The 23563-nt window shown below is 45.9% G+C and carries 20 protein-coding genes and 1 riboswitch; of the genes, 12 read left to right on the top strand and 8 right to left on the bottom strand.

Annotated elements, in window-relative coordinates:
• The first annotated feature begins 228 nt into the window (after positions 1–228).
• From ViNHUV68_RS04850 to ViNHUV68_RS04825, 6 genes are all read left to right on the top strand, one after another.
• Complete coding sequence (locus tag ViNHUV68_RS04850; protein WP_038176891.1) at positions 229–1095, top strand: DUF72 domain-containing protein; 867 nt, start codon at positions 229–231, stop codon at positions 1093–1095.
• Positions 1096–1203: 108 nt separating this feature from the next.
• A complete protein-coding gene (gene cmoA / locus ViNHUV68_RS04845) occupies positions 1204–1941 on the top strand; it encodes a carboxy-S-adenosyl-L-methionine synthase CmoA (RefSeq protein WP_038176892.1) in 738 nt (245 codons plus the stop codon).
• A 69-nt stretch (positions 1942–2010) separates the two neighbouring features.
• The gene (gene cmoB, locus ViNHUV68_RS04840; RefSeq protein WP_038176894.1) at positions 2011–2982 is read left to right on the top strand and encodes a tRNA 5-methoxyuridine(34)/uridine 5-oxyacetic acid(34) synthase CmoB; all 972 of its coding nucleotides are present in this window, start codon (positions 2011–2013) and stop codon (positions 2980–2982) included.
• A gap of 221 nt (positions 2983–3203) precedes the next feature.
• Positions 3204–3947: an ATP-dependent zinc protease gene (locus ViNHUV68_RS04835; RefSeq protein WP_038176897.1), complete on the top strand. Its 744-nt coding sequence runs from the start codon at positions 3204–3206 to the stop codon at positions 3945–3947.
• Between the two features lie 18 nt (positions 3948–3965).
• Positions 3966–5471: an inactive transglutaminase family protein gene (locus ViNHUV68_RS04830; protein WP_038176899.1), complete on the top strand. Its 1506-nt coding sequence runs from the start codon at positions 3966–3968 to the stop codon at positions 5469–5471.
• 2 nt (positions 5472–5473) lie between these two features.
• Positions 5474–6451 carry an alpha-L-glutamate ligase-like protein gene (locus ViNHUV68_RS04825; RefSeq protein ID WP_038176900.1) on the top strand — a complete coding sequence of 326 codons (978 nt, stop codon included), beginning with the start codon at positions 5474–5476 and terminating at the stop codon, positions 6449–6451.
• 52 nt (positions 6452–6503) lie between these two features.
• On the opposite strand, the gene mukB is transcribed toward ViNHUV68_RS04825, so the two are convergent.
• From mukB to cmoM, 4 genes are read right to left on the bottom strand one after another with little or no spacing between them, the layout of a single operon-like run.
• Positions 6504–10961 carry a chromosome partition protein MukB gene (gene mukB / locus ViNHUV68_RS04820; RefSeq protein WP_391089612.1) on the bottom strand — a complete coding sequence of 1486 codons (4458 nt, stop codon included), beginning with the start codon at positions 10959–10961 and terminating at the stop codon, positions 6504–6506.
• Complete coding sequence (gene mukE, locus ViNHUV68_RS04815; protein WP_038176903.1) at positions 10958–11680, bottom strand: chromosome partition protein MukE; 723 nt, start codon at positions 11678–11680, stop codon at positions 10958–10960. Before mukE ends, mukB begins: the two co-directional genes overlap by 4 nt.
• The gene (gene mukF / locus ViNHUV68_RS04810; RefSeq protein WP_391089610.1) at positions 11661–12998 is read right to left on the bottom strand and encodes a chromosome partition protein MukF; all 1338 of its coding nucleotides are present in this window, start codon (positions 12996–12998) and stop codon (positions 11661–11663) included. Before mukF ends, mukE begins: the two co-directional genes overlap by 20 nt.
• 2 nt (positions 12999–13000) lie before the next feature.
• Positions 13001–13792, bottom strand: coding sequence for a tRNA uridine 5-oxyacetic acid(34) methyltransferase CmoM (cmoM, locus tag ViNHUV68_RS04805; protein ID WP_038177247.1), 792 nt, complete (start codon positions 13790–13792; stop codon positions 13001–13003).
• A gap of 113 nt (positions 13793–13905) precedes the next feature.
• Between cmoM and elyC the strand changes: the two genes are divergently transcribed.
• Positions 13906–14709, top strand: coding sequence for an envelope biogenesis factor ElyC (gene elyC, locus ViNHUV68_RS04800; protein WP_038176905.1), 804 nt, complete (start codon positions 13906–13908; stop codon positions 14707–14709).
• Between the two features lie 71 nt (positions 14710–14780).
• Here elyC and torR read toward each other — a convergent pair whose 3' ends face one another.
• Positions 14781–15494 carry a two-component system response regulator TorR gene (gene torR, locus ViNHUV68_RS04795; RefSeq protein ID WP_391089608.1) on the bottom strand — a complete coding sequence of 238 codons (714 nt, stop codon included), beginning with the start codon at positions 15492–15494 and terminating at the stop codon, positions 14781–14783.
• Positions 15495–15730: 236 nt separating this feature from the next.
• Between torR and torD the strand changes: the two genes are divergently transcribed.
• The 5 genes from torD to ViNHUV68_RS04770 all read left to right on the top strand — a co-directional run bounded on the left by torD (position 15731) and on the right by ViNHUV68_RS04770 (position 19680).
• On the top strand, positions 15731–16381 hold the full coding sequence (gene torD, locus ViNHUV68_RS04790) for a molecular chaperone TorD (protein WP_391089606.1): 651 nt from the start codon (positions 15731–15733) through the stop codon (positions 16379–16381).
• Between the two features lie 209 nt (positions 16382–16590).
• Positions 16591–17598: an HTH-type transcriptional repressor PurR gene (gene purR, locus ViNHUV68_RS04785; protein WP_038176908.1), complete on the top strand. Its 1008-nt coding sequence runs from the start codon at positions 16591–16593 to the stop codon at positions 17596–17598.
• A 141-nt stretch (positions 17599–17739) separates the two neighbouring features.
• A riboswitch (cyclic di-GMP riboswitch) is annotated at positions 17740–17825 on the top strand.
• Between the two features lie 132 nt (positions 17826–17957).
• On the top strand, positions 17958–18551 hold the full coding sequence (locus tag ViNHUV68_RS04780; protein ID WP_038176909.1) for a TfoX/Sxy family DNA transformation protein: 594 nt from the start codon (positions 17958–17960) through the stop codon (positions 18549–18551).
• A gap of 131 nt (positions 18552–18682) precedes the next feature.
• Entirely contained in the window at positions 18683–19375 is a 693-nt protein-coding gene (locus ViNHUV68_RS04775) for a TVP38/TMEM64 family protein (RefSeq protein ID WP_038176911.1), read from the top strand.
• Entirely contained in the window at positions 19375–19680 is a 306-nt protein-coding gene (locus tag ViNHUV68_RS04770; protein ID WP_038176912.1) for a putative signal transducing protein, read from the top strand. The genes ViNHUV68_RS04775 and ViNHUV68_RS04770 overlap by 1 nt, the downstream gene beginning before the upstream one ends.
• Positions 19681–19699: 19 nt before the next feature.
• On the opposite strand, the gene ViNHUV68_RS04765 is transcribed toward ViNHUV68_RS04770, so the two are convergent.
• From ViNHUV68_RS04765 to glgC, 3 genes are all read right to left on the bottom strand, one after another.
• The gene (locus ViNHUV68_RS04765; protein WP_391089603.1) at positions 19700–20509 is read right to left on the bottom strand and encodes an alpha/beta fold hydrolase; all 810 of its coding nucleotides are present in this window, start codon (positions 20507–20509) and stop codon (positions 19700–19702) included.
• 155 nt (positions 20510–20664) lie between these two features.
• Positions 20665–22125 (bottom strand): glycogen synthase GlgA, encoded by a 1461-nt coding sequence (glgA, locus tag ViNHUV68_RS04760; RefSeq protein ID WP_391089601.1) that lies wholly within the window; start codon positions 22123–22125, stop codon positions 20665–20667.
• Complete coding sequence (glgC, locus tag ViNHUV68_RS04755; protein WP_038176917.1) at positions 22115–23332, bottom strand: glucose-1-phosphate adenylyltransferase; 1218 nt, start codon at positions 23330–23332, stop codon at positions 22115–22117. Before glgC ends, glgA begins: the two co-directional genes overlap by 11 nt.
• Positions 23333–23563: the final 231 nt, after the last annotated feature.

Genomic DNA, 23563 nt, shown 5'->3' with positions numbered 1-23563 from the left:
GATAGATTTACCGATAGAGCAAAGTTCCATTTATACGCTGAAAGTCAGTTTAGATCGACTATTCAACGTACAATTTATTGCGATTTATCATCTGTTGATGCTTTTTAAACCAATAAAGCGGTAAAAGCACTACACAGACAATTGAATGGCGCTGATTATAGCCTTTAAAAGGTCGGTTCGGCAAAGCTCTGATAGATCCAATTCAAACCAACGGTGAATAGGGGCACTATGGACGATTTACCCATCAGATTCGGCCTGACGATGTGGTCGCACAATCACTGGCAGCACAGCTTTTATGGTAAGGGTACTCAGGCCAATCAACGACTTGAGAAATACGCGCGCGTCTTCCATACCGTTGAGGGCAACACGACCTTCTATGCCACCCCAAACCCAACGACCGTGCGTAATTGGTATAACGCCACTCACGATCAGTTTCGCTTTACCTTTAAACTGCCGCAAAGCATCACCCACCAGCAAATGTTGCGCGGCTGTCAAGCTGAGCTAAAAAGCTTCATGCAAGTGATGCAGCCTTTGCATGAGAGAATTGGCCAGTGGACCATTCAGTTGCCTGCCGCGTTTGGCCCAGAACATTTAGCGCAGCTACAACAGTTTTGCACGCTATTCCCGCCAGATTACCCGCTAGGTATTGAGGTTCGTCATCCGGCATTTTTTGCCAAAGGTGATGCAGAGAAAGCTTTAAATCAGTGGCTTATCGAGCGAGGATACGACCGAATCATTATGGATAGTCGCCCAGTGTTTGCCGCCAAACCTGATAACGAAGCAATTATCGATGCGCAAATGAAAAAGCCCAAAGTCCCAGTGCATGCCATAGCGACCGCCCAGCAACCCATGGTTCGTTTTATCGGTCACCCACAAGAGCAGTTTAATTATGAATTTTTCGCCCCCTGGCTACGCAAATTGCCACAATGGATAGCCGAGGGAAAGCAGCCTTATGTCATGATTCATACCGCCGATAATATTGTCGCCCCCGAACTTGCCGCCGGTTTATATCAACAGCTACAAAAAAGTGTCACGTTACCCGATTTAGCGCCTTTCCCGGCTCAAAGCGGCCAACGGCAAATTTCGATGTTTTGATTGATTCACCGTCAATGCATGACAGCGCGGTAAATTTCCCATAAAATACGCGCCTTTTTTAGTGGCAGGCAATATCCCCTGTCGTTGGCATGTTACGAGAACTGAGCTATGAACCCGAAAAGCAATCCCGACACTATTTTTTCGGCTCCTATCGATAAAATTGGTGATTTCACCTTTGACGAACGCGTTGCAGAAGTGTTTCCTGACATGATTCAGCGCTCTGTTCCTGGCTACAGTAACATCATCTCGGCGATTGGCATGCTGGCAGAACGATTTGTCAAACCGCACTCCAATATCTACGATTTAGGTTGCTCGCTTGGTGCCGCAACCCTTTCTATGCGCCGCCATATCAAACAAGAAGGCTGTCAGATCATCGCGGTCGATAACTCGTCAGCCATGGTCGAGCGTTGCAAATTACACGTTAATGCCTACCGCAGCGATACCCCCGTTGATGTGGTCGAAGCGGATATTCGTGATATTGAAATCGACAATGCGTCTGTGGTGGTACTCAATTTCACGCTGCAGTTTCTGTCCCCAGAAGACAGATATACCTTATTGAAAAAGATCTACGCCGGTTTACGCCCTGGTGGCATTTTGATCCTGTCAGAAAAATTTGTCTTTGAAGATAAAATGGCCAATGAACTGCTTGTCGATTTACATCACGACTTTAAGCGTGCCAATGGCTATAGCGAGCTCGAAATTAGTCAAAAACGCAGTGCAATCGAAAATGTCATGCGACCTGACTCTAAGCAAGAACACAAACAACGCTTTGCACAAATTGGCTTCACCAGTTACGACGTCTGGTTCCAATGCTTTAACTTCGGGTCAATGTTCGCGATAAAATGATGCGATAACGCGTGATTGAACGCTGAGCCATTTGAGTCAAATTTTTAATTTATCTAGCAGTGAAAAACTATGTTTAACTTTGCAAATTTCTACCAATTGATTGCACAAGACACACGTCTCCAGCCTTGGCTAAACGTATTACCTCAACAGTTAACCGATTGGCAAAATACTGAGCATGGTGATTTCGCTCGCTGGTTAAAGGCACTCAATAAGATCCCTGAAGGCTCACCTGATCAAGTGGATTTAAAAAACTCGGTGACTATCGCCAACGACACACCATTCCACAGCGGTGAACTTAAAAAGCTCGAAAGCCTGTTACGTACTTTTCACCCGTGGCGTAAAGGCCCATACACGGTTCATGGTATCCATATTGATACCGAATGGCGCAGTGACTGGAAATGGGATCGTGTTTTACCGCATATTTCTCCACTGAAAGATCGCAGTGTCCTTGATGTAGGGTGCGGTAACGGCTATCACATGTGGCGTATGTTAGGCGAAGGGGCGCGTCTGACGGTGGGCATCGATCCATCCCATCTGTTCCTGATTCAGTTTGAAGCGATACGTAAGCTGATGGGCGACAATCAGCGCGCACATTTGTTGCCGCTGGGTATTGAACAATTACCTAAGCTCGAAGCATTCGATACCGTGTTTAGCATGGGTGTTTTGTATCACCGTCGTTCACCGCTGGATCACTTGATTCAACTCAAAGATCAGTTGGTGTCTGGAGGTGAATTAGTACTGGAAACGTTAGTCATTGAAGGCGACGAAACCTCGGTATTGGTTCCGGTTGATCGTTATGCACAAATGCGTAATGTCTACTTTTTCCCTTCTGCCAAAGCGTTAAAGGTTTGGTTAGAGCAAGTGGGCTTTATTGATGTTCGCATCGTTGATGAAAATACCACCACCACCGGTGAGCAGCGCACGACTGACTGGATGACCCACAATTCGTTGCCAGATTACCTCGATCCCAATGATCCAAACAAAACCGTTGAGGGTCACCCAGCCCCCAGAAGAGCGATTTTGGTTGCACAAAAACCTTAACCGATGTGAATTGACAAAGAGTTAACTCAAGTGAGCATCAAATCGATTCCTCTGTGAGTGATTCCCTTTTACAATAAAGGATGCTGTTATTGCATCCTTTATTGTATTTATCGCTTGAGAATCAGATCATTATGGAACTGAACGTATGCTCTTCGATAAAGTGACATAGAGATTGGCTTGACTCCACATTTGCAAAATCTCAACCTGACTTAGGCGAATCAATGTTTACAAGATCTATCCCCGTATTGGCCCTGATACTGCTTTCCGGCTGTACCCTTACCAACAGTGAAAAATACCATCTAGAGACGTTAGCCGCGATTAAGTCTTCTGAAAGCAACCTGACTAACCACTACCAGAATCTTGATGCCCATATCAGTAACCAAAATGATTACATCGAGAGCTTAGAAGAACGTTTAACCGCTTTAGAGCAAGAACTGTCAGACTTCAAATATGAATCTTTACAAAAGCAGTGCTTAGCCGAGAAAGCGGCTCAGGTTCAAACCATGCCTGCCGTGCCGACCCCACCAAGAAATGAACTACTGCTGGGCGAAGTTGAGAAAGTCACCATCGATAAAATCCAGCAGGTGTTTGATGCTCGAATCGACACCGGCGCTGCCACCTCTTCTCTCAATGCGGTTGATATTGAAGAGTTCGAACGCAACGGCAAAAATTGGGTACGTTTTCACCTCTCTGACGGTGAAACGCCACTGGACGACTCAAATTGGATCGAAGCCCCCATTGTTCGTTTCGTTAAAATTCGTCAATCTAGTAATGATGACGTTGAGAGAAGAGCCGTGGTTGAGTTATGGGTCAAGCTCGGAAAAATCCATGAAAAAGCGCAATTTACCTTGGCAGATCGCTCTCAAATGAGTCATCCTGTATTGCTAGGGCGTGAGTTTATTCGAGACATTGCGATCATTGACGTAAGTCAAAAATATATCCATGCGAATACTCCTAAAAATTAATAACGGTAGCGTGAGTTTATGACGTCTAAAATTCCTTTTTATGTATCAGTCATTTTACTGATCTTAGCGGGCATCGCCTTGAGCATGTTCCGTCACCAAAGTTATGGTGTTCCTTGGACTCCAGGGGAAACGCGCCAAGTCTGGGACATTGAAGCGCGCATTGAGTTTAATGGCCAAGCCAAACCTGTTAAAGCCTCACTTGCGGCTCCTCATACTCAAACGGGCTTTACTCTGATTAGCGAATCTTCTTCCTCGCCTGGTTACGGTGTCTCTTACCTTGAAACTGAAACTGGCCGCCGAGCCGAGTGGTCTATCCGTCAAGCGACAGGCCCACAAACCATCTACTATAAAACTCAGTTCTTGGTTGACCCACAGGCAAAAGTAGATCCGATTCCACCAAGTGGTGAGATCATTGCACCAACCTTTGAAGGCCCAGTAGAAGCCGCCGCGATTGCTTTGATTGAGCTGGCTAACCAACGTTCAGCCGATGACATCACCTTTACCCGTGAGTTGATCAAATCGTTCAATGACTCTGACAGTCAGAACGCATCGCTCGTCCTCAACACCATGTCTAAAGTCGATGCGGTCAATGCACTGCTTTCTTATGCTAAAATTCCCAACAAGATTGTCGGTGTTATTGAGTTAGAAGATGGTCGTCGTCGTCAAACGATTCAGCATATGAATCAAGTATGGGATGGGACCAACTGGATTTTGTTCAACCCGAATAAAATCAATCAAGTTATTGCCGATAACCTTCTGGTTTGGGACGAATCAAACGTATCATTGCTCGATCTGATTGGTGGGCAAAACAGCCAAGTCCATTTTTCGATGATTGCTCTAGAGGTCACACCTACCCAAGCGACGGTAGACAAAGTCGAAGCGGATGGCTTACTTAACTTCTCAATTCATAGTTTGCCACTCGAAGAGCAAGCGATGTTCAAGACGATTATGCTCATCCCTATTGGCGCACTGATTGTTGTGTTCTTGCGGGTGATTATCGGCCTTAAAACTTCTGGCACCTTTATGCCGGTTCTTATCGCGGTAGCTTTTGTCCAAACTCAGCTCGTCACAGGTATTGTCGGTTTCTTGCTCATTGTCGGCACCGGACTGGTGATACGAAGTTATCTTTCTAAACTCAATCTACTTCTGGTGGCGCGGATCTCCGCGGTGATTATCACGGTGATTATGATCATATCGGTCTTCACCGTCGTCGCATTTAAGATTGGCCTAACCGAAGGTTTATCCATCACCTTCTTCCCGATGATTATTTTGTCATGGACTATCGAACGTATGTCGATTCTATGGGAAGAGGAAGGTGCAAAAGAAGTGGTACTGCAAGGCGGTGGATCACTGCTCACCGCGGTGCTGGTCTACTTAGCCATGACCAATCCATTTATCCAACACCTGACCTTTAACTTTATTGGACTACAACTAATTGTTTTAGCTTGCATCTTATTGCTAGGTACTTACACAGGTTACCGCCTGACAGAGCTACGTCGCTTTAAGCCACTTGCGGAGGACTAACTATGTTTTCTCGTATTACTTCGCCAAGTAAGCTCCGTCATAAAGGCATCATGGGGATGAACAAGCGTAACCATAGCTATATTGGTCGCTACAATGATCGTTCCAAATACCCATTGGTGGATGACAAGCTCAAGACAAAAATCATTGCTCAGCAACATGGCGCCACCACACCTGAGCTGATTGGTGTGATCAGTAATCAAGCTGAAGTGAAAACCGTCCATAACATGGTTAAAAACTGGCCAGGCTTTGTCATCAAGCCAGCACAAGGCAGTGGTGGCAAAGGCATCTTGGTGATCACCTCGCACAAAGATGGCGTCTATACCAAGCCTTCAGGCGCGACCATCAATAAAGAAGGCGTTGAGCGCCACATCAGTAATGCACTGGCGGGGCTTTTCTCTCTTGGTGGCAAAAACGATGTGGCCGTCGTTGAAAACCTAATCAAGTTTGATAGCTGCTTTGATGGTTTTAGTTTTGAAGGCGTGCCTGACGTACGAATTATCGTATTCAAAGGCTACCCTGTAATGGCAATGATGCGCTGCTCGACGTCGGCTTCAGACGGCAAAGCGAACCTTCACCAAGGCGCGGTCGGTGTCGGCATCGATATCGCAACGGGTCGTGCGGTGCGTGCCGTGCAGTTTGATCATCCTGTCACGCATCACCCTGATACGGGTAAAGACCTTTCAACACTTCAGGTCCCTCATTGGGAGCGTTTGTTGATTCTGGCATCCAGTGCTTGGGAGATGACAGGGCTGGGTTACATGGGGACGGATATGGTACTCGACCGAGACGAAGGCCCAATGGTGTTAGAACTTAACGCGCGTCCTGGACTTGCGATTCAAATAGCTAACGGTGCCGGGTTATTGCCTCGTTTACATCATATTGAAAGCTTGGGCTCACCCGCTGAATACCCCAAACCTGCTGAGCGTGTTGCCTATGCGGCGAAGCAGTTTGGTATCTTTGCTAAAGAAGTCACCAACTAATCTTGGTTCCAATGTAAAAAAAGCCCGTTTATCACGGGCTTTTTTATTGGCTTTACAACTCTTCAACGAGCTGTTGAACTTCACTTTTTGCTTTGACCTCTTGCCCAAAGCCACGTAAGCCGACCACATGAACGTGCTCGTGATCCTTAAACACTTTCCGTACTAGCTTATACGTCGTGCCTTTTTCAGGGCTGATATTCTCTGGCGCGGCAATAAGCAACTGCATATCTAGGCGATCACAAAGCTCAAACAGGGTTGAGATGGACTTAGTATCTAAACGCGCCGCCTCATCAAGGAACAATAAACGACATGGCACTATGTCTTTACTGCGTAAGCGACGAGACTCCTCTTCCCAACTTTGCACAACCATCAACAAAATCGACTGACCCGTACCAATCGCTTCACCCGTTGATAGTGCGCCAGACTCGGCTTGTAACCAACCATCGGAACCACGGCTTACTTCAACACTGAGTTCAAGGTAGTTGCGGTAATCAAGTAACTCTTCACCCAAAACCTGCGGTGAGCGTTGACCCATATCGATATGTGGATTAACACGTTGGAACAGTTTCGCCATCGCTTCCGAGAAGGTGTAGCGCGTAGACTCAAATAGGTCTTTATGCTGCTCTTGCTGTGTGGATAAACCGTTGAGTAGCACCTCGTGGCTTTCGCGCACCTTAACGTTGAGACGAACCCCTTTCACTTGACCAAAAGAAATATTAGACAAGCCTTGGTTAAGCATACGAATACGGTTTTGCTCACGCTGAATGGTCTTGTTAATGATGCTTGCAACCGATTCAGAGCTGATCGCCAAGCGGTTTTCACGTTGCGTAAGCTCTTCAGTCAACCGCGCTAGCTCAACTTCCATCTCTTCAATCGCTTCGACTGGATCATCAGTGCGAATAATATCTTGACGAATACGTTCACGCAGATGTTGATAGACGGCAATATAAAACAGCACTTTACGCTCTGGGCGAGCATTGTCTTCCGATAAGCGCAGCGCATCACGCAAATCCTCATTATCGGCAACAGCAAGGCGCAGTGCCCCTAGCGATTTATCCGACATTGAACGCAGTTCATCCGCAGACAGGTAGGCAAGTTCACGTTTATGTAGACGACGCTCGACATCGTTCTCACGTGCCAAACGCAGCACTGAGCACCAACCCGCTTTCGCTGCAACAACGAAAGTACGCAGTTCAACATACTCTTTCTGCACTTTCTTCAAACGCTTAGCCAGCGCTTTCATTTCAAGTTCAGTTGACGTAATGCTGCGTTCGTATTCACTCTTACGCGTGCGTGAGGTATGCAGACGCTCCTGCAACTCATCGCGACGGCGTAAAGCGCGTTCTGCCGAGCCCTCGTCCGCAGTGACACCGAACTCTTGCAGTTCTTGCTTGAACTCTTGCACAGTTTCCTGTTTGGCTTGGTGTGAGCTCTTGAGCGATGCAAGCAACTGGTGATATTGACTCAATTGACTTTGTGCTTGCTTGAGTTCATCACGTGAACGCGTACGAGCACGCTCCGCCTCAACCAATTTCGCCTTCAACTGCTCACTCAACTCGCTGCTCTTGTTGAGTAAATCCACCGAATCCGAATAAGTAAAGTAATGACGACGCTCAACCAAATCGGCCAAGGCAAAAATTTGGCGTTTCAACTGCTGTAGCGCTTGATCGGCCGCTTGGTATTCAGCAGCCAGCACATCAAATTGCTCAGGGTCAGTATTGAGAGAAGAGGCGATTTTATCCAGTTCAGCAAGCGCTTTGCCATGCTGATCAACAAAGGCTTTCGCTTCAGAAAGCGCGCTCAAACTGTGCTCAAGTTCTTCAAACTGAGCCGCTAAGGTGTCCTCTTCAATCAAGGCCATATTTGGCGCTATCTTGTCGAGATCGTTTAACGCTTGTTTGCATGCTTCTAACTGACTGCGCTGCTGCTGTTCTTTGCTACCAATATCAGCCAGCTGGCGCGTCACTTGATTGCGCTTGTCACGGGCAATCGCCAGTGCCTGCTCAGGATCCGCTTCAAACGCGACTTGAATGTGTTGTGCGACAAAACGGTTCAGTGCTTGATATAAGCGTTGCAGTTTCTGTGAGTCAAATGACGCTTTGGCGTGCTGCTCGACCACATCTTCGCGCTCGTTACGCAGCAACTCTAAACGCTGCTCACGCGCCGCACGACCAAATAGAGGTATGTCAGGCAAACGCGAATAACGCATTTGACGATCGTTCATGCGAACACACACTGCACCTTCAAGCTCTTCGGCGTTAAAGGAGCTATCATCAAAGGCATCGACATCCCCTTCTAGGATGTACAGATCCTCTGGACAGTCATCAAGCTCAACCAATTTCTCTTCGATACCTGACAAGTCAGACACAACGATCGCGTGGCGAGCTGGACCATACATGGCACTGAAATATGGCGCATCTTCAATGGTAATATCGTCGTAAATCTCAGACAGCAAAACACCGCCTAAGCTATCGGCAAGTCCCTTCAGGCGCGGATCATTCGATCCCCCCGGAGACGCGAGGCGCTCAATCTCGTTGTCGAGTTGATTGCGACGTTCAGCCAACTTATCTTTTGCCACCGACTGTTGCTTTTCTTGCTCAAGCACCACTTGCATGTGACTCATCACGGACTGGCTATCGTAAAGATCAGCACCACTTTGCTCTCGAAGCGATTCTAATGCGTCGTTGGCCGCAATCCAGCTTGGCGCTATGGCCTCAAACTTGTTTATTTCAGCGCTCACATCTTGTTCGACCCGACGCTGGTCACTGCGCTGTTCACGCAGATCTTCTTGCGCCAATTGCAAAGACTCAATGTGCATGGCATGACGTTCGCGCTCTTGTTCAAAAGCCAACTCGTCATTGAGCTCAATCTGGTGCTGTTTTTGGTAATTGTTGACCAATTCTTGGGTCTGACGCTGCTTGTGTAGCCGACGTTCAATATCACGATGCTGCGCGCGCCATTGGGATTCGTTTTGCAGCAGTTGCTGTGCATCTCGCCCTTGTTGTATCGCAGCGAAAGCTTTTGTCGCAGCGTCATGACGCTCAACCTGACCGACAATACTCTTAACTAACGCGAGCGCTGTTTCAAATTGCTCAGAGGCCGCAGACGACATATCCAATTTATGCTTGGTCGCAAGAAGCGCAGTGGTGTGCTGTGCTTCTTGGGCTTTTAACTCAGCCAAACGCGCCTGGGCGGTGTCAGCACTCAAGCTATCATCAGCCAACAATTGTTGAGCTTTATTCAAAGCCTGAATCGCTTGTTGGTACTGCAATGCACGTGTTTGCTGGACATCAAGCGCTTGCTGGTAATCAGCCAACTGTGTTTTTAAGCTATCGACTTCTTGTTCTGAAATCGTGGCTTGCTCTTCCGCCATCATCACGCGTTCTTGCGCTTCTTCAACCACCATCATTTGTTCTTCAAGACGCTCACTGAGTTCTTCAAGATCTTCTTGATAACGTTCGATTTTCTCTTGCTGACGCAACGCATTTTGCACCAATTGCAAGTGATCAGACGCGGCTTGGTAGTCTTGCTCTAAGGACGACTCAGACTCAACCAACAGTTCTAGTTGTTCTTGAACTCGATTAAGTAAGGTGTTTTGTTCAAGCAATGTCTCGCGTGAGCTAAACAGCTCTGAGCGCAAAGATAGTGTCTGATCAAGCTTATTGCGTCGATCGTTAGCATGACGCATGTAATCTGCGGCGACGTAATTGGTCGATTCGGCGATCAAATGTTTGAACAGATCGCGGTCAGCTTGAGTGGTTTTAATCGCGTCGAGCGTCATGCGGTTTTCACGCAGCGCAGACTCCATATCCTGGAAGGCTTTCTTAACCCCACCATTTTGTGGCAACAAGTAATCACGCAGCGAACGAGTGATGGCACTTGAAATACCACCATAGAGTGATGCTTCGATCAGGCGATAAAACTTCGAACGATCACTTGAGTTACGCAATTTCTTTGGAATCACGCCGTACTCAAACATCTGCGCATGGTAATCCACAATCGACGAGAAAGTTTTAAATTGTACTTCTTCCCATTGAGCGACCGACTGTTTGACTTCGTTAATTTGACGCACACGAGCTTGAGTATCAGACACACTCTCGATCAGCACATCGGTCGGTTTCACATGGCTTGGCAGCCCTTGAATAACAAACGGTTTAATGTCGACTTTCTTATCTCGGCCTGCCACTTGTTGCAGCTTTACCACAAATAACAAGCGTTGATTGCGCGAGTTAACCACATCAAGCGCGGCATAACACGCCCCCGCTTGCAGCTTGCCGTACAAACCTTTGTCACGTGAAGATTGGCTGCTGCCCGCTTCCGTGGTATTGCGGAAATGAAGCAGAGTTTGATCAGGGATCAGGGCGGTAATAAAGGCCGCCATAGTGGTCGACTTACCCGCACCGTTACCACCAGAAAGCGTGGTGACCAGGCCATCAATATCAAAAGTACGGGCAAAGAAGCCGTTCCAGTTGACCATGGTTAACGATTGATACTTACCACGTTCAATCATGCTTGATCCTCTTTAATCATTGCTTCTTCGACTTGTTCTTCATCGGTTTGCTCTAACAGACTGCCTTGATTCGGTTCTTTGGTGTGCACGACCGCTTCGCCATCGCGAATCAATCGGAGCTGCGCTTCACGCATATCATCGCCGACACGCACGTCGGCACCGAAGCGAAACACCGATTCGCTAATACTAAATTTACCGGTCTCACCGATGTTGATGATCATGCCAAGACGACGCAAACGACGCAGCGACGTACGGACTTTCTCAAACAGCTTTTCTTTATCGAGATCAGAGCCGCTTGCTCGGTTGGTCACAAGCTTCATTAACTTGGCTTCATCTGCCAAAGCCAGCAGTTCTTCATACAGCTCTTGGTTAGTAAAGATACCTTCATGCGCCAAGCGCTCTGGGCTGAGGTAAAGAAAACACAGTACCTTACCCACCAACATGTCTAACTCAGACAGGACACTACGACCAATTAAAGCTGTCGAACGTGGGCGCAGATAAAAGAAACCTTCTGGCGCCTTAACAAGCTCGGTATTGTAGCGTTGGTAAAAAGAGGATAATTCGATTTCAAAGTCCGACAACAACGCATGGTTGTCGAGATCTTCCGTTGAGATATGGCGCCCTGCGCGGAGCATGCTATCTAACGCAGGGAACAGTGGGTTTGAAATCGCTTTTGCCAGGTTATCTGACATGTATTCATTAATATCGGTCGATGACATTTGCTTGTACCTTTGCACCGTAATTGTTGATCGCTTGCCAGTCAGGTTGAACGGCTTGATAGTCTGACTCGGAATAACCGAGACGCACCGCTTGGTCGATAACAATTCGTGCTAAATCAAAATGATGAGTCTGAGGATGTTGTTCTAAGTAGTCGCGTAGTACCAAGCCGAGATCAATTGGCGTCCCGTTATGCTTGTGAACTTTTAACATGCTACCAATACGTTCAGATAGCTCATCGTTGACCTGTTGAAACTCTTCGTATTCCACGTCAAGTGGGACTTGGCCAGTCACTTCATCATCTCGAAGGACCAACGCTTCATCACGAAGATCAGTTAGGCGCTCGGCATCTGCATAAGTGAGATACCAAGGCATATCGAAGTAATCTTTTACCGATTGACGCAAACGCGAACTGAACGCTCGGTTCTTATCCATATCAATCGCGGTTCGAATAAATTTATGCACATGACGATCATAACCAATCCATAGGTCAATCGTCTGTTGCCCCCAGCTAGTGATGCGATCAAGTTTCATCTGTAAACCAAACAAGGTCTCTGCGATAAATTCTAATTCATCATCACCATAAACTAGCTCTTGAATATCGAGGATCTGGGTTTGTAACTCATCACCCGCAGCTTGCAATGTATCTTGCAGCTCTTTGAGGGTATTTGATGTTTCAGACAACAGAGCTTCACAGTTATTGATCGCGTCGCGCCAATCTTTATTCAAAAGCTCTGCGATCTGAGTTTTGACCGATTGTTGCTGCTCATCCATGACTCGCTGATTAAGATCAATCTGGTCAAAAATTTCACCTACAGAGTATTTGAGTACGCCGTAGACATTTTTACGCCAGTGACCAGCGGTACCGCCTTGACGAGCCGATTCAATCGCTTTAGCCATCTCATCCGCTACCATAGAGAGCTGAATAGAAAGTCTTAGCTTTGAAAATTGGCGATGACGAACGTAATAATCCGTGATCCCCAGAGCCAACGGAGACAAGCGATAGATACTTGCCCCTTCGTTCACTTCACTGGTAAAGCGAGTGATTAAACGTTGTTTAACCATCTCATTGATGGCGTTGTTGGCGCGAAACGCCGACGCCTTTCCTGTTTGTTCAAACAGGCGCGTTACTATGGTGAACGCATCGTGCAATTCACCCTCACCCAGCTCTTCATCAAATCTTTCATTACTGAGTACCGCAATCGCAATCAGGAATGCTAAGCGCTCATTAGAGAGATTTAATGAGAAATCGTGCTGTTTAACCCAGCCGACCAATTCGTCGAGCGGCTGCTCTGCAGCATTTAGAGTCATCTCACTCATTGTTAGTCCTGCTTATTGTTCTTCTTTGCCCATACATGTATGTATCGGCCTAACGAGAGGTAGGGCTCTTGTCTGCACAATTGTCTTTCTAGTGCCAACACATCTTCAGGCTGGTAGTCACCCATATACTGTTGATTACCGATGTAATCGTTAAAGCAACGGATACCAGACTTGCCACAAATTGAGAAACCAGCGTCTTCTATCCATTGATAGACTTGCTCTGGTTTTAAGCCTTTTTGTGGTTGTAACTTAAATCTTTTGCGATGAGGCATGCCCTCGAGTACATGAGGAATATTGCCACACACCACATTCTTGTAGACCAAACCATGATGGTTATAGAACATCACAGAGGCCATACCGCCGGGTTTAACCTGATCAAGCACAGTTTCAAGCGCAGCTTTAGGAGAGGCAAGCCACTCCATCACCGCATGAAACAGGACAACGTCCACTTTACTAGTAAGGTGTTGCTCAATAGATTGAACTGGCGAATGAATGAAACGATACTGCTCAAGCAGGCGATTATTTGCAATATCCTGCTGTGCCAATTGCAGCATTTCAGAAGATAGATCACATAACGTAATCTGATGTCCGAGTTTAGCAAGCTTTTGCGACATTTGGGCTAAGCCACCGCCTGCATCAAGGATGTTCAACGCTTGCTTATCCCTTTCAACCAGCTTGAGTATCTGTTGAAGATCTTCCCAAACAATGACTTGACGAATGTCGCCTTTGTCAGAGCCGTAAATGTTTTTTGCAAATTTGTGGGCAATATCGTCGAAATTACGGTCTTCAGTCACAGCGGCTTGAGTTATCATGTCTAATCGTGCTGCTATTCTGTCACAAGAAAAGCAGGAATAAAGAGGCTTTCTCTTAAAATGTAATCAATTGATGTTTTTTCGGACTATTTAGTATGTTTGAGCTGAAAAAAGTAGTGTCTTCCTTACTTATGCCGCTGCCAGCCCTATTAATCATTGGCCTGTTCGGCTTAATGTTGATCATGTTCACTCGCAAGCAGAAGAGTGGCTGCTTTGTTGTTCTCTTCGCTTTTATCGGTATTTTCCTTATCGCATTCCAGCCTGTGTCTTCACGTCTGTTAATGCCACTTGAACGGCAATATTCCGCATTCTTCCCTGTTGATGAATCGATAGACTATGTCATGGTGCTCGGCAGCGGGCATGTCGTCGATGATAAAATTCCTCCCACTTCCGAGCTCAGCCGGACCGGATTAATGAGACTTGCGGAAGGGATTCGTATTATGCGCATATACCCAGGCTCTAAGCTGATTTTATCAGGCTATGCCGGAGGCTCGGAAGTCAGTAACGCGCGAATGATGGCGAAAGTCGCCCTCGCCCTTGGGGTTTCTAAATCAGACATCATTTTGCTCGAAACCGCCAAAGACACGTGGGAAGAAGCGCGTCAAGCAGCCGCTTTCGTCACCACTAAACAGTTGGTGGTCGTAACGTCAGCGAGCCATATGAAGCGCGCGTTACATGAGTTCCACTCGGCCGGCTTAAAACCTTACCCAGCACCGACCAATTATTTAGCTCAGTCGAATATTACCCAAGCATGGGAAAAATATACGCCCAAAGGGAAATACCTTGAGCAAACGGAACGCTACTGGCATGAAACCTTAGGCCGCTTGTGGCAAAAACTGCGTGATTGGGCATCTGATTACGAACAAAAGGCGCTCCAATCAGCCGAGAGCCAAGTCTAAACCTCACCGATAAAAAAGACCGTGGCATGCCACGGTCTTTTTTATCGGTCATTTTAATCAGTGATAGCCACCTAATCACCCGCGAACATATACCCTTCACCGTGAACCGTAACAAAGATTTGTGGATTCTTAGGATCAAACTCCATCTTGGCACGCATACGACGTATCAAGACATCAATGGTACGATCATTCGGCGCATCAACTCGATGGCTTATCATATTCAGAATACGTTCACGACTGAGTACCTGATTCGAGTAGCTCGACAATGCCACCAGCAATTCATACTCAGCTTTAGTCAGTTTAACTGGCTCACCATTGCGACTTAGAGCGCGGCGTTGAATATCAAACGTCCAATCACCGAAGCAAACTATATTATCATTACCTGCTGATGATTTACTTTTATCGCTTGAGTCTCGCGCCGAGGCAATACGCCACAATAAATTTTTCACTCGTACTAAGAGTTCACGTAGTTCAAAAGGCTTAGTCACGTAGTCATCTGCCCCCATCTCTAAGCCAACAATTTTATCGATGCTATCCGTGCGTCCTGTGACCAGGATAATTCCAATGTTAGATTGACTGCGAAGCTCACGTGTTAGCATCAACCCATCTTCACCGGGAAGATTGATATCTAGCATCACGAGATCAATCGCGTTATTACTGAGTGCTTCACGCATTTGTTGGCCACTTTCGGCCTCACTCACTTGGTAACCTTCATGTTGAAAGTATCCAACTAGCTTATTGCGCGTCACTGCGTCATCTTCTACAACGAGGACATGATAGCTCATCTACACCACTTTATTTGCATTGGTCATGGGTCTACCAATTATTCTATTCATAAATAGTCACATTTCTAGTAAACATGAGAGTAAAACCAAGAAAGATGATTTTTTCTTGATTCAAGACAAACCCACTCCTTTATTCATAATCTTTCATATCTACTCTTATGCTGACATATGAGCCATTATCGCTATTCATTTTTATTGGTTACACTAATAGGTAATTATTTTAGGAGTAGCCCCTAGTGCAAGAAACTAAAGCATTTAATGAAAAACGCGCCGAAATCTATTGGTGGTTGTCGAGCCTGTTCGCAAAAGAACTGACCGAGGAGAACTTACAGCAATATCATTCTGCTCAAATTCGCTCTTTTCTTTCAGGGTTAGGAGAAAATGCCGAGCTGAAGCCCGCCGTTGAGCGTGTGGTTGATGCACTCAATCGCCTGATCGACAGGGAAGATTCTCAATTGGAATTAGCAGCCGACTTTTGCGACCTGTTCTTAAAGTCTGACCGAGACTCTGCGCTGCCTTACGCCTCTATGTATATTGGCAAAAATGGCTTGCTTAATGACACCCCCGCCAAAGAGTTAGAAGCGTTAATGAACGAGCATGGCGTCTCAGTTGAACACGGACTCAATGAGCCTGTCGACCATATCGCTATCGTACTCGATTTCTTAGGTCATTTAATTATCCGCTCCAATGAGCTTGAGCAACAACGTCACCTTGAAGACGCGTTAATCCAACAAGCGCAATTTATTCAGGCCCATTTGTTGAGTTGGGTGCCACAGTTCGTTGCGAAGTGTCAAAAACTGGACCAATTTGGTTTCTATGCTGCGATTGCGAGTTTGACCGAAGCGTTCCTTAAACTCGATAGCCACTACTTAATTGGTGATGAATAAAAAACGTTGTGAACTCAGGCATGCCCTTTGCGCGTTTTTTGTTTGCCCTAATGACGTTTGCGGTCTAAAATTGTGACCGAAAACGATAAAAAATTAACGACTAAAATACAAACCGCTAGTTAAGAGCGGTTTTTGTGTTTCTGGTACTTCTGCCTCGATATTCTAAATTAGGATATAACCTTGTGGCAGTCATCGACAGGACAAAACCTATGGCCACTATTAAAGATGTTGCTCGCCTCGCTGGTGTATCAACGACCACCGTCTCTCACGTAATCAATAAAACGCGATTTGTAGCTGAAACGACTCAAGAAAAAGTAATGGAAGCGGTTACTGAGCTAAATTACGCCCCGAGTGCCGTTGCTCGTAGTTTAAAATGCAACACAACTCGAACCATCGGCATGCTCGTCACTCAATCAACCAACCTTTTCTTCTCTGAAGTTATCGATGGTGTCGAGAGTTACTGTTATCGTCAAGGTTATACACTGATCTTGTGTAACACGGGTGGTATTTACGAAAAGCAACGTGACTACATTCGCATGCTCGCAGAAAAGCGCGTCGATGGCATTTTGGTGATGTGTTCCGACTTGACCGAAGAGTTGAGTGAAATGCTTGATCGCCACAAAGACATTCCGAAAGTGGTAATGGATTGGGGCCCTGAAAGCTCACAAGCAGATAAAATCATTGATAATTCCGAAGAAGGTGGCTATCTAGCGACCAAATACCTGATTGACCACGGTCATAAAGAGATCGCTTGCCTAAGTGGACATTTCGAGAAGGCCGCCTGTCAAGAGCGCATCCGTGGCTTTAAGCGGGCCATGACTGAAGCCAATCTAAGCGTAAATGAAAATTGGATCCTAGAAGGCAACTTTGAATGTGATACCGCTGTTCTTGCCGCGGATCAAATCGTTGCAATGGATAAGAAACCAAGCGCTGTTTTCTGTTTCAATGACACCATGGCACTCGGTCTGATGAGTCGCTTGCAGCAGAAAGGTATTCGTATCCCTGAAGACATCTCTGTGATTGGCTACGACAATATCGAACTGGCAGAATATTTCTCTCCACCACTCACAACGGTTCACCAACCAAAACGTCGTGTGGGTAAGAACGCATTTGAGATCTTGCTTGAGCGCATTAAAGATAAAGAGCACGAAAAACGCATCTTTGAAATGCACCCTGAGATTGTTCAACGAAGCACCGTTCGTAACCTCAATAAATAGCCTCTGATTTCACTCAACTGAGTTGTTTAACCTTAGTTGAGTGAACCAATAACAAACATTTATGAGACATGTATCACATATACTTCACATTAATGTGATGCTCTACGCATATTTATTTATCCTTTCAGAGTTCGCAACAAGCCACGAACAGGGCAAACCACTTCGAAAGGGTGGGACGCAAAGCCTCCGGCCTTAAACATTTTATGTCAGGTAGCGGGGTTGCCGATGGCAAATATGCATACCGTCTTAAGACATACCTACAAAGGTATAACATCATATTGACACAGTAACTGCATTTTTTTGCTATTCTCTCGGACCTGAATTGGTGGCGTATATTTATACACCGAGATAAAGACAGCATGGATAAACCTATTTTAAAAGACTCAATGCGATTCTTTGAGCAGCTTGGAAGCATCAAGTCTCGCTCAATGTTTGGTGGTTTTGGAATTTTTGCCGATGACACCATGTTTGCACTGATCGTTAACAACAAACTGCATGTTCGTGCCGATACAGCACTAACGAAACAATTCAAATCTCAAGGTCTTGAACCCTACGTTTACAAAAAACGGGGTTTCCCAGTTGTGACCAAATATTTTGCTCTAGATGACGGCTTAATCGCTGACACAAGCAAAACCTTAGAGATAGCGCGGCATGCACTCAGTGCAGCCAACAAAGAGAAGCAGACTCAGTCGCAAGCAAAACCAAACCGGCTCAAAGATTTGCCTAACTTACGCCTAGCAACGGAGCGTATGTTAAAAAAGGCCGGAATTGACACGGTGGAGAATCTTGAAAAGACGGGGTCGGTTAACGCATTCAAAGCGATACAGTCTACCCACTCTACCGATGTTAACATCGAACTCCTCTGGGCTTTGGAAGGCGCGATAAAAGGCACACATTGGTCTGTCATTCCTCAAAACAGACGCCAAGAGTTACTCAATCAGCTCAGCCACTAAGTTAAATATGATAAAAAAGTCAGCCATTGGGCTGACTTTTTTTGTTTTCAGTGAAATATAAATCTTGCTTTCTCTGTCTTGTCTATTAACACTTGAAACGCATCTGCTTTAAATCAGGACGGAACGTCACAATGAATAAGAAAGTCATCTTTGGTGCCATTTTTTTGGCCTTAATTGTCATCTTGGGGGTCAACTTTGGCCAGTATTTGACCTTGGAAAATGCCAAAGCACAACAAGCAGAACTCGCGGTCTTTATTCACGATAATTTTGCCCTCTCCGCTGCCATTTATTTTTTCGCTTATGTCGCCGCAACCGCTTTCTCGATTCCCGGAGCTGCGGTAGTGACCTTACTCGGCGCGGCACTGTTTGGCTTTTGGACAAGCTTGTTTTTGGTCTCTTTTGCCAGCACCATTGGCGCTACTCTGGCATTTTTAAGTAGCCGCTACCTGTTGCGTGATTGGGTTCAGTCAAAGTTTGGCGATAAGCTTAATGCCATTAACCAAGGTATTGAGCGCGACGGCGCGTTTTACCTGTTCTCGTTACGACTTATCCCTGTTTTCCCCTTCTTCCTGATCAACTTGTTGATGGGGTTAACGCCACTTTCAACCCTGCGTTTCTATTTAATCAGTCAATTAGGTATGCTTCCAGGGACCGCTGTGTATCTTAATGCTGGTACTCAACTCGCACAGATTGACAGCCTGTCTGGTATTGTCTCGCCCAGTGTTTTACTCTCTTTTGCCCTACTTGGGCTTTTCCCTGTGATCGCTAAATGGATCATGGCCAAGCTTAAAAATACCCCGCCGACATCGAATGGAAACGTTTAGTGAAGATATTTACCGCAGCAACCCCGACCGAGGCGCATATTGTTTGTGAGCTATTAAAATCGAACCAAGTGTCGTGTGAAGTGCGTGGCGAAGGTATTTTTGGTTTACAAGGTGAAGTGCCGTTCGGTGAAAACAGTGAACCCTATGTGTGGTTATTGGATAACGATACGTTGCCACTTGCCCAAGCCATCATCGCTGACTACCAACAAGCCCATCTTGGCGAACAGTGGCAATGTCATCAGTGCCATGAAAGCAATGAGGCACAGTTTGGCATTTGTTGGCAGTGTGGTGCGACTGCGCCTTAAATACCTTAGCATTGGTGCCTTAAGCAGTAGGAGAGTCGATCTGTTTCTGGATAAACGCAATAGAGTGCTGATTGAACTCTTCAGGGCGTTCTACATTACACACATGACCACAATCTGCAATTTCAAGTAACTGACTTTTGCGATGTGCCGCCACCATCTCTTTAACTGGCTGGATAAACATATAGTCACGCTCTCCCATTAGGTAAAGCGTCGGAATGGGTATTTCCCGATCCTTAAAATAACGCATCAGTGGGTTCACTTCTGCGGTAAGTATAAACCAACGTTTAAACTCTTTCTGACACAGCTTTTTCGCTTCACGGATAAACAGGTGTCGAGACTCTTTTTGCGTCCTTTGCGGCATGACAATGTAAGCAAACAGGCTATATAGCCACATGTAGGGCAAGATATGCTTACATAGATTACCAAGCTTGACCAACACCTGAGAACGGGTGTTTAAACGCGTTACCGCACCACCAAGAACCATTGATTTAACTCTGTCAGTCGCCAGCTCAGCTAAATTGCGCACAATGATGGTACCTAAAGACATACCGACAAAATGAGCAGAGCGAATCTTTAAGTGATCCAACACTTTGAGAATATCAAGCGTGACCGACTTGAAGGTATAGCGATTTGACATTAACTCTTTCAACAGCTGATTTGATTTTCCGTGACCACGTAAATCAATCAACAACAAGTTAAAATGTTGCTTATAAGCTTTGATCTGCTTAAACCAAATGGATGAACTGCCTCCTGCACCATGCACAAAAACCACCCACTCATCACTGGTTGGGTGCGCAAAGGTCTTATGAAAAAGCAAAGTGTCACTCATAGTCAAAACAAATAAACGCAGTTGATGTTGGCTTAGGAGATTACCACAAAGATAGCCGAATTTGAGTCGTCTTGCGTTAAATCTTGGCGAATGTAGCGATAAAATTGTAAACAGCCATCAAAAAAGGCGCCATATTGACGCCTTGTGAATACCAATTATGCACCTAGTGCACTCTGGTAGAGTTTAATGTATTGACTGGCGGATTTTTTCCAACAAAAATCTTGCTCCATCGCATGCAACTGCACGCGTTTGAACTCGTTCGGTTGTTGAAGATAAAGTAGCAAAGTACGCTGAAGTTTAGCCAATAGCGCCAGAGGATAAGGCTCATCAAACATGAACCCCGTCGCTTGAAGTGGATCGGTATCATAGTCGCGAACACTGTCACGTAATCCCCCGACACCACGCACGATAGGTAGAGTGCCATAAGCCATACTGTAGATTTGATTCAGTCCACAGGGCTCAAATTCGGACGGCATAACAAAGAAATCACTGCCTGCTTCGACTAAGTGTGCGAGCTCATTATCGTAGGCTTCAACAAACGCCAACTTATCTGGATTATCGTCCGCCACTTCTCGCAACGCAGCAGCAAGTTCAGGATCGCCCGTACCAACAATGACTACTTGCACTTGGTTGTGCAAAAAGTCTTCCAGTATAGGCAGTAAGTAGTGCACCCCTTTCTGATGAGTCAAACGACAAACCATTCCATACACCGCCACATCGAGCTCTTGCAACCCTACATGTTGCTGCAACGCGCGTTTACATGCTTTCTTACCACGAACCATACTTTGACGATTCGCTTTGTAGTTAGCAGGTAATAAAGGGTCAGTCTGTGGGTTCCAAGCTGAATAGTCGCAACCATTAAGAATTCCAACCAAATCAAGCGCACGACTTTGAAACTCCACCGCCATACCATGACTACCTAACTCGGTGGTAAGCTCTTGGGCGTAAGTAGGGCTGACAGCATTAATTTTGTCCGCGTTCATCACCCCGGCTTTCAACATGGTGACATGAGTACTACTGACCGCAGCATCAGGAGCAAAACGAGTATGCATTTCAGGTAGGAACTGCAACTCATCGTAACTAAATACCCCTTTGAATACCGCATTGTGGACTGAAATAACGCTTTTGGTTTGTGCAAAGAACGGCGTCGCGCCATAACGATGCTTTAACAAATAAGGCACAAACCCAGTATGCCAATCGTTAGCATGAATAATATCAGGTTGAAAACCAAGCTTAGGCAGCATATCAAGACTGGCCGCGCTGAAAAACGCGAAGCGCTCGCCATTGTCGGCATACGCTTGATTGTTTTCTGCGTACATTTCAGGTCGATCGAAATACTGAGCGCATTCGATAGCGTAAACGGGCACATCTACAATTTCTAACTGCTTGACGCGGTATTTTGTATGTGGCCAATGTTCTAGCTGCGTTTCTAGTATCACCTCAGCCTCAGCGGCTTGCGCCATCTTCTGATAGGCTGGTAACGTCAAACGAACATCTTGTTGAAGTGCACGCAGCGCTTGAGGCAGTGCCTTAGCAACATCTGCCAAACCACCGCTCTTAATTAACCCTTCAACTTCTGACGCTACAAATAGAACCGATAAATTCTTAGTAGCCAACTCGTGCTCCTTTAGGAATGACCACAATGCCCTCTTCAGAAACATGGAAATGTTTCTTATCTTCCGACAAATTAACACCAATTTGAGTACCAGGGGCAATATCCGCGTCTTTATCGACAATCACTCGACGTAATACGCACCCTTCGCCCACTTTCACATCACCTAGCAAGATACTTTCACTGATGTCACAAGTTGATGCAATGTTGCTGCGAAAACCTAGCACCGACTTTTCTATACGCGAACCCCGCACATAACTTCCACTACAGACTAAGCTGTCAATGATTTGTACTCGACCATTGGCTGAGTCGGTAAACGTCGCTGGTGGCAGTGGCGGATAGTAGGTATGTAATGGCCACTTACGGTTGTAGAGAGAAAACGGCGCATCTTTCTTAAGCAGATCCATATGTGCGCCCCAGTAGGCATCAATGGTTCCAACATCACGCCAATAGACCTCTTCCTTTTCGCCCGTAATGCGATTGGTGCTAAAGTCATACACAAAGACATCACCTTTAGGAAACATATTAGGGATTATGTCTTTACCGAAATCGTGCGAAGATTCAGGATTCTCAGCATCTTCAATCAGTTCGGCGAATAATCGTTGTGCTTCAAAGATGTAATTGCCCATAGAAACCAACGCAAAATCAGGATCGCCAGGAATCGATTTTGGCTTAGCGGGTTTTTCTTCAAAGCCAACCATGCGCCCCTCTTCATCCACTTCAATCACGCCAAACTCTGAGGCTTCTGATAATGGCATACGCAAAGCTGAGACTGTCAATGAGGCTTGCTTTTGCGCATGGTAATCGAGCATTTGCTTGATATCCATTTTATAAATATGGTCTGAACCAAAAATACACACTTGCTCTGGCTCGGAGAGTTCCATAAAGCGTAAGTTTTGATAGATGGCGTCTGCGGTACCTTCATACCAGCGTTTACCTGTGCGCATCTGAGCAGGAATGGGATCAATAAAACGGTCGGTAATGCCGCTGATATTCCAACCCTTTTTCATGTGATGGAACAAAGATTGGGATTTAAATTGAGTCAGCACGTAAATGCGCATCAAGTCAGCATTGACAAAGTTATTCAGAGCGAAATCGATAAGGCGGTAGCTACCGCCAAAAGGTACAGAGGGTTTACTACGAGATTCTGTTAAAGGGCGAAGGCGTGATCCCTCACCTCCAGCCAAGATCATTCCCAAAACTCCAGCCATTCATTGTTCTCCATTCTATTTTTTCTTGTGGGTCAATCCTTTATTGAGGGGAGATTCACCCAATATATTCCGTTTTTAGTCCCCATTTTTAGAGAGGGACCTATCCAGCTTAAGCCATGTCACGTCAGTATCAAGGCGTCGATCAACAAACCCGATAGACGTGCAAAAGGTTTACTATAAGTTATCGTATTCCTTTAAGATTACAATTTAAAATATGCTGTACTATCGACC

This window comes from Vibrio sp. NH-UV-68, from assembly GCF_042940635.1.
GTDB lineage: Bacteria > Pseudomonadota > Gammaproteobacteria > Enterobacterales > Vibrionaceae > Vibrio > Vibrio pacinii.
Note: the sequence above shows the minus strand (reverse complement) of the source record. Positions and strands in the feature narration are given on the sequence as shown.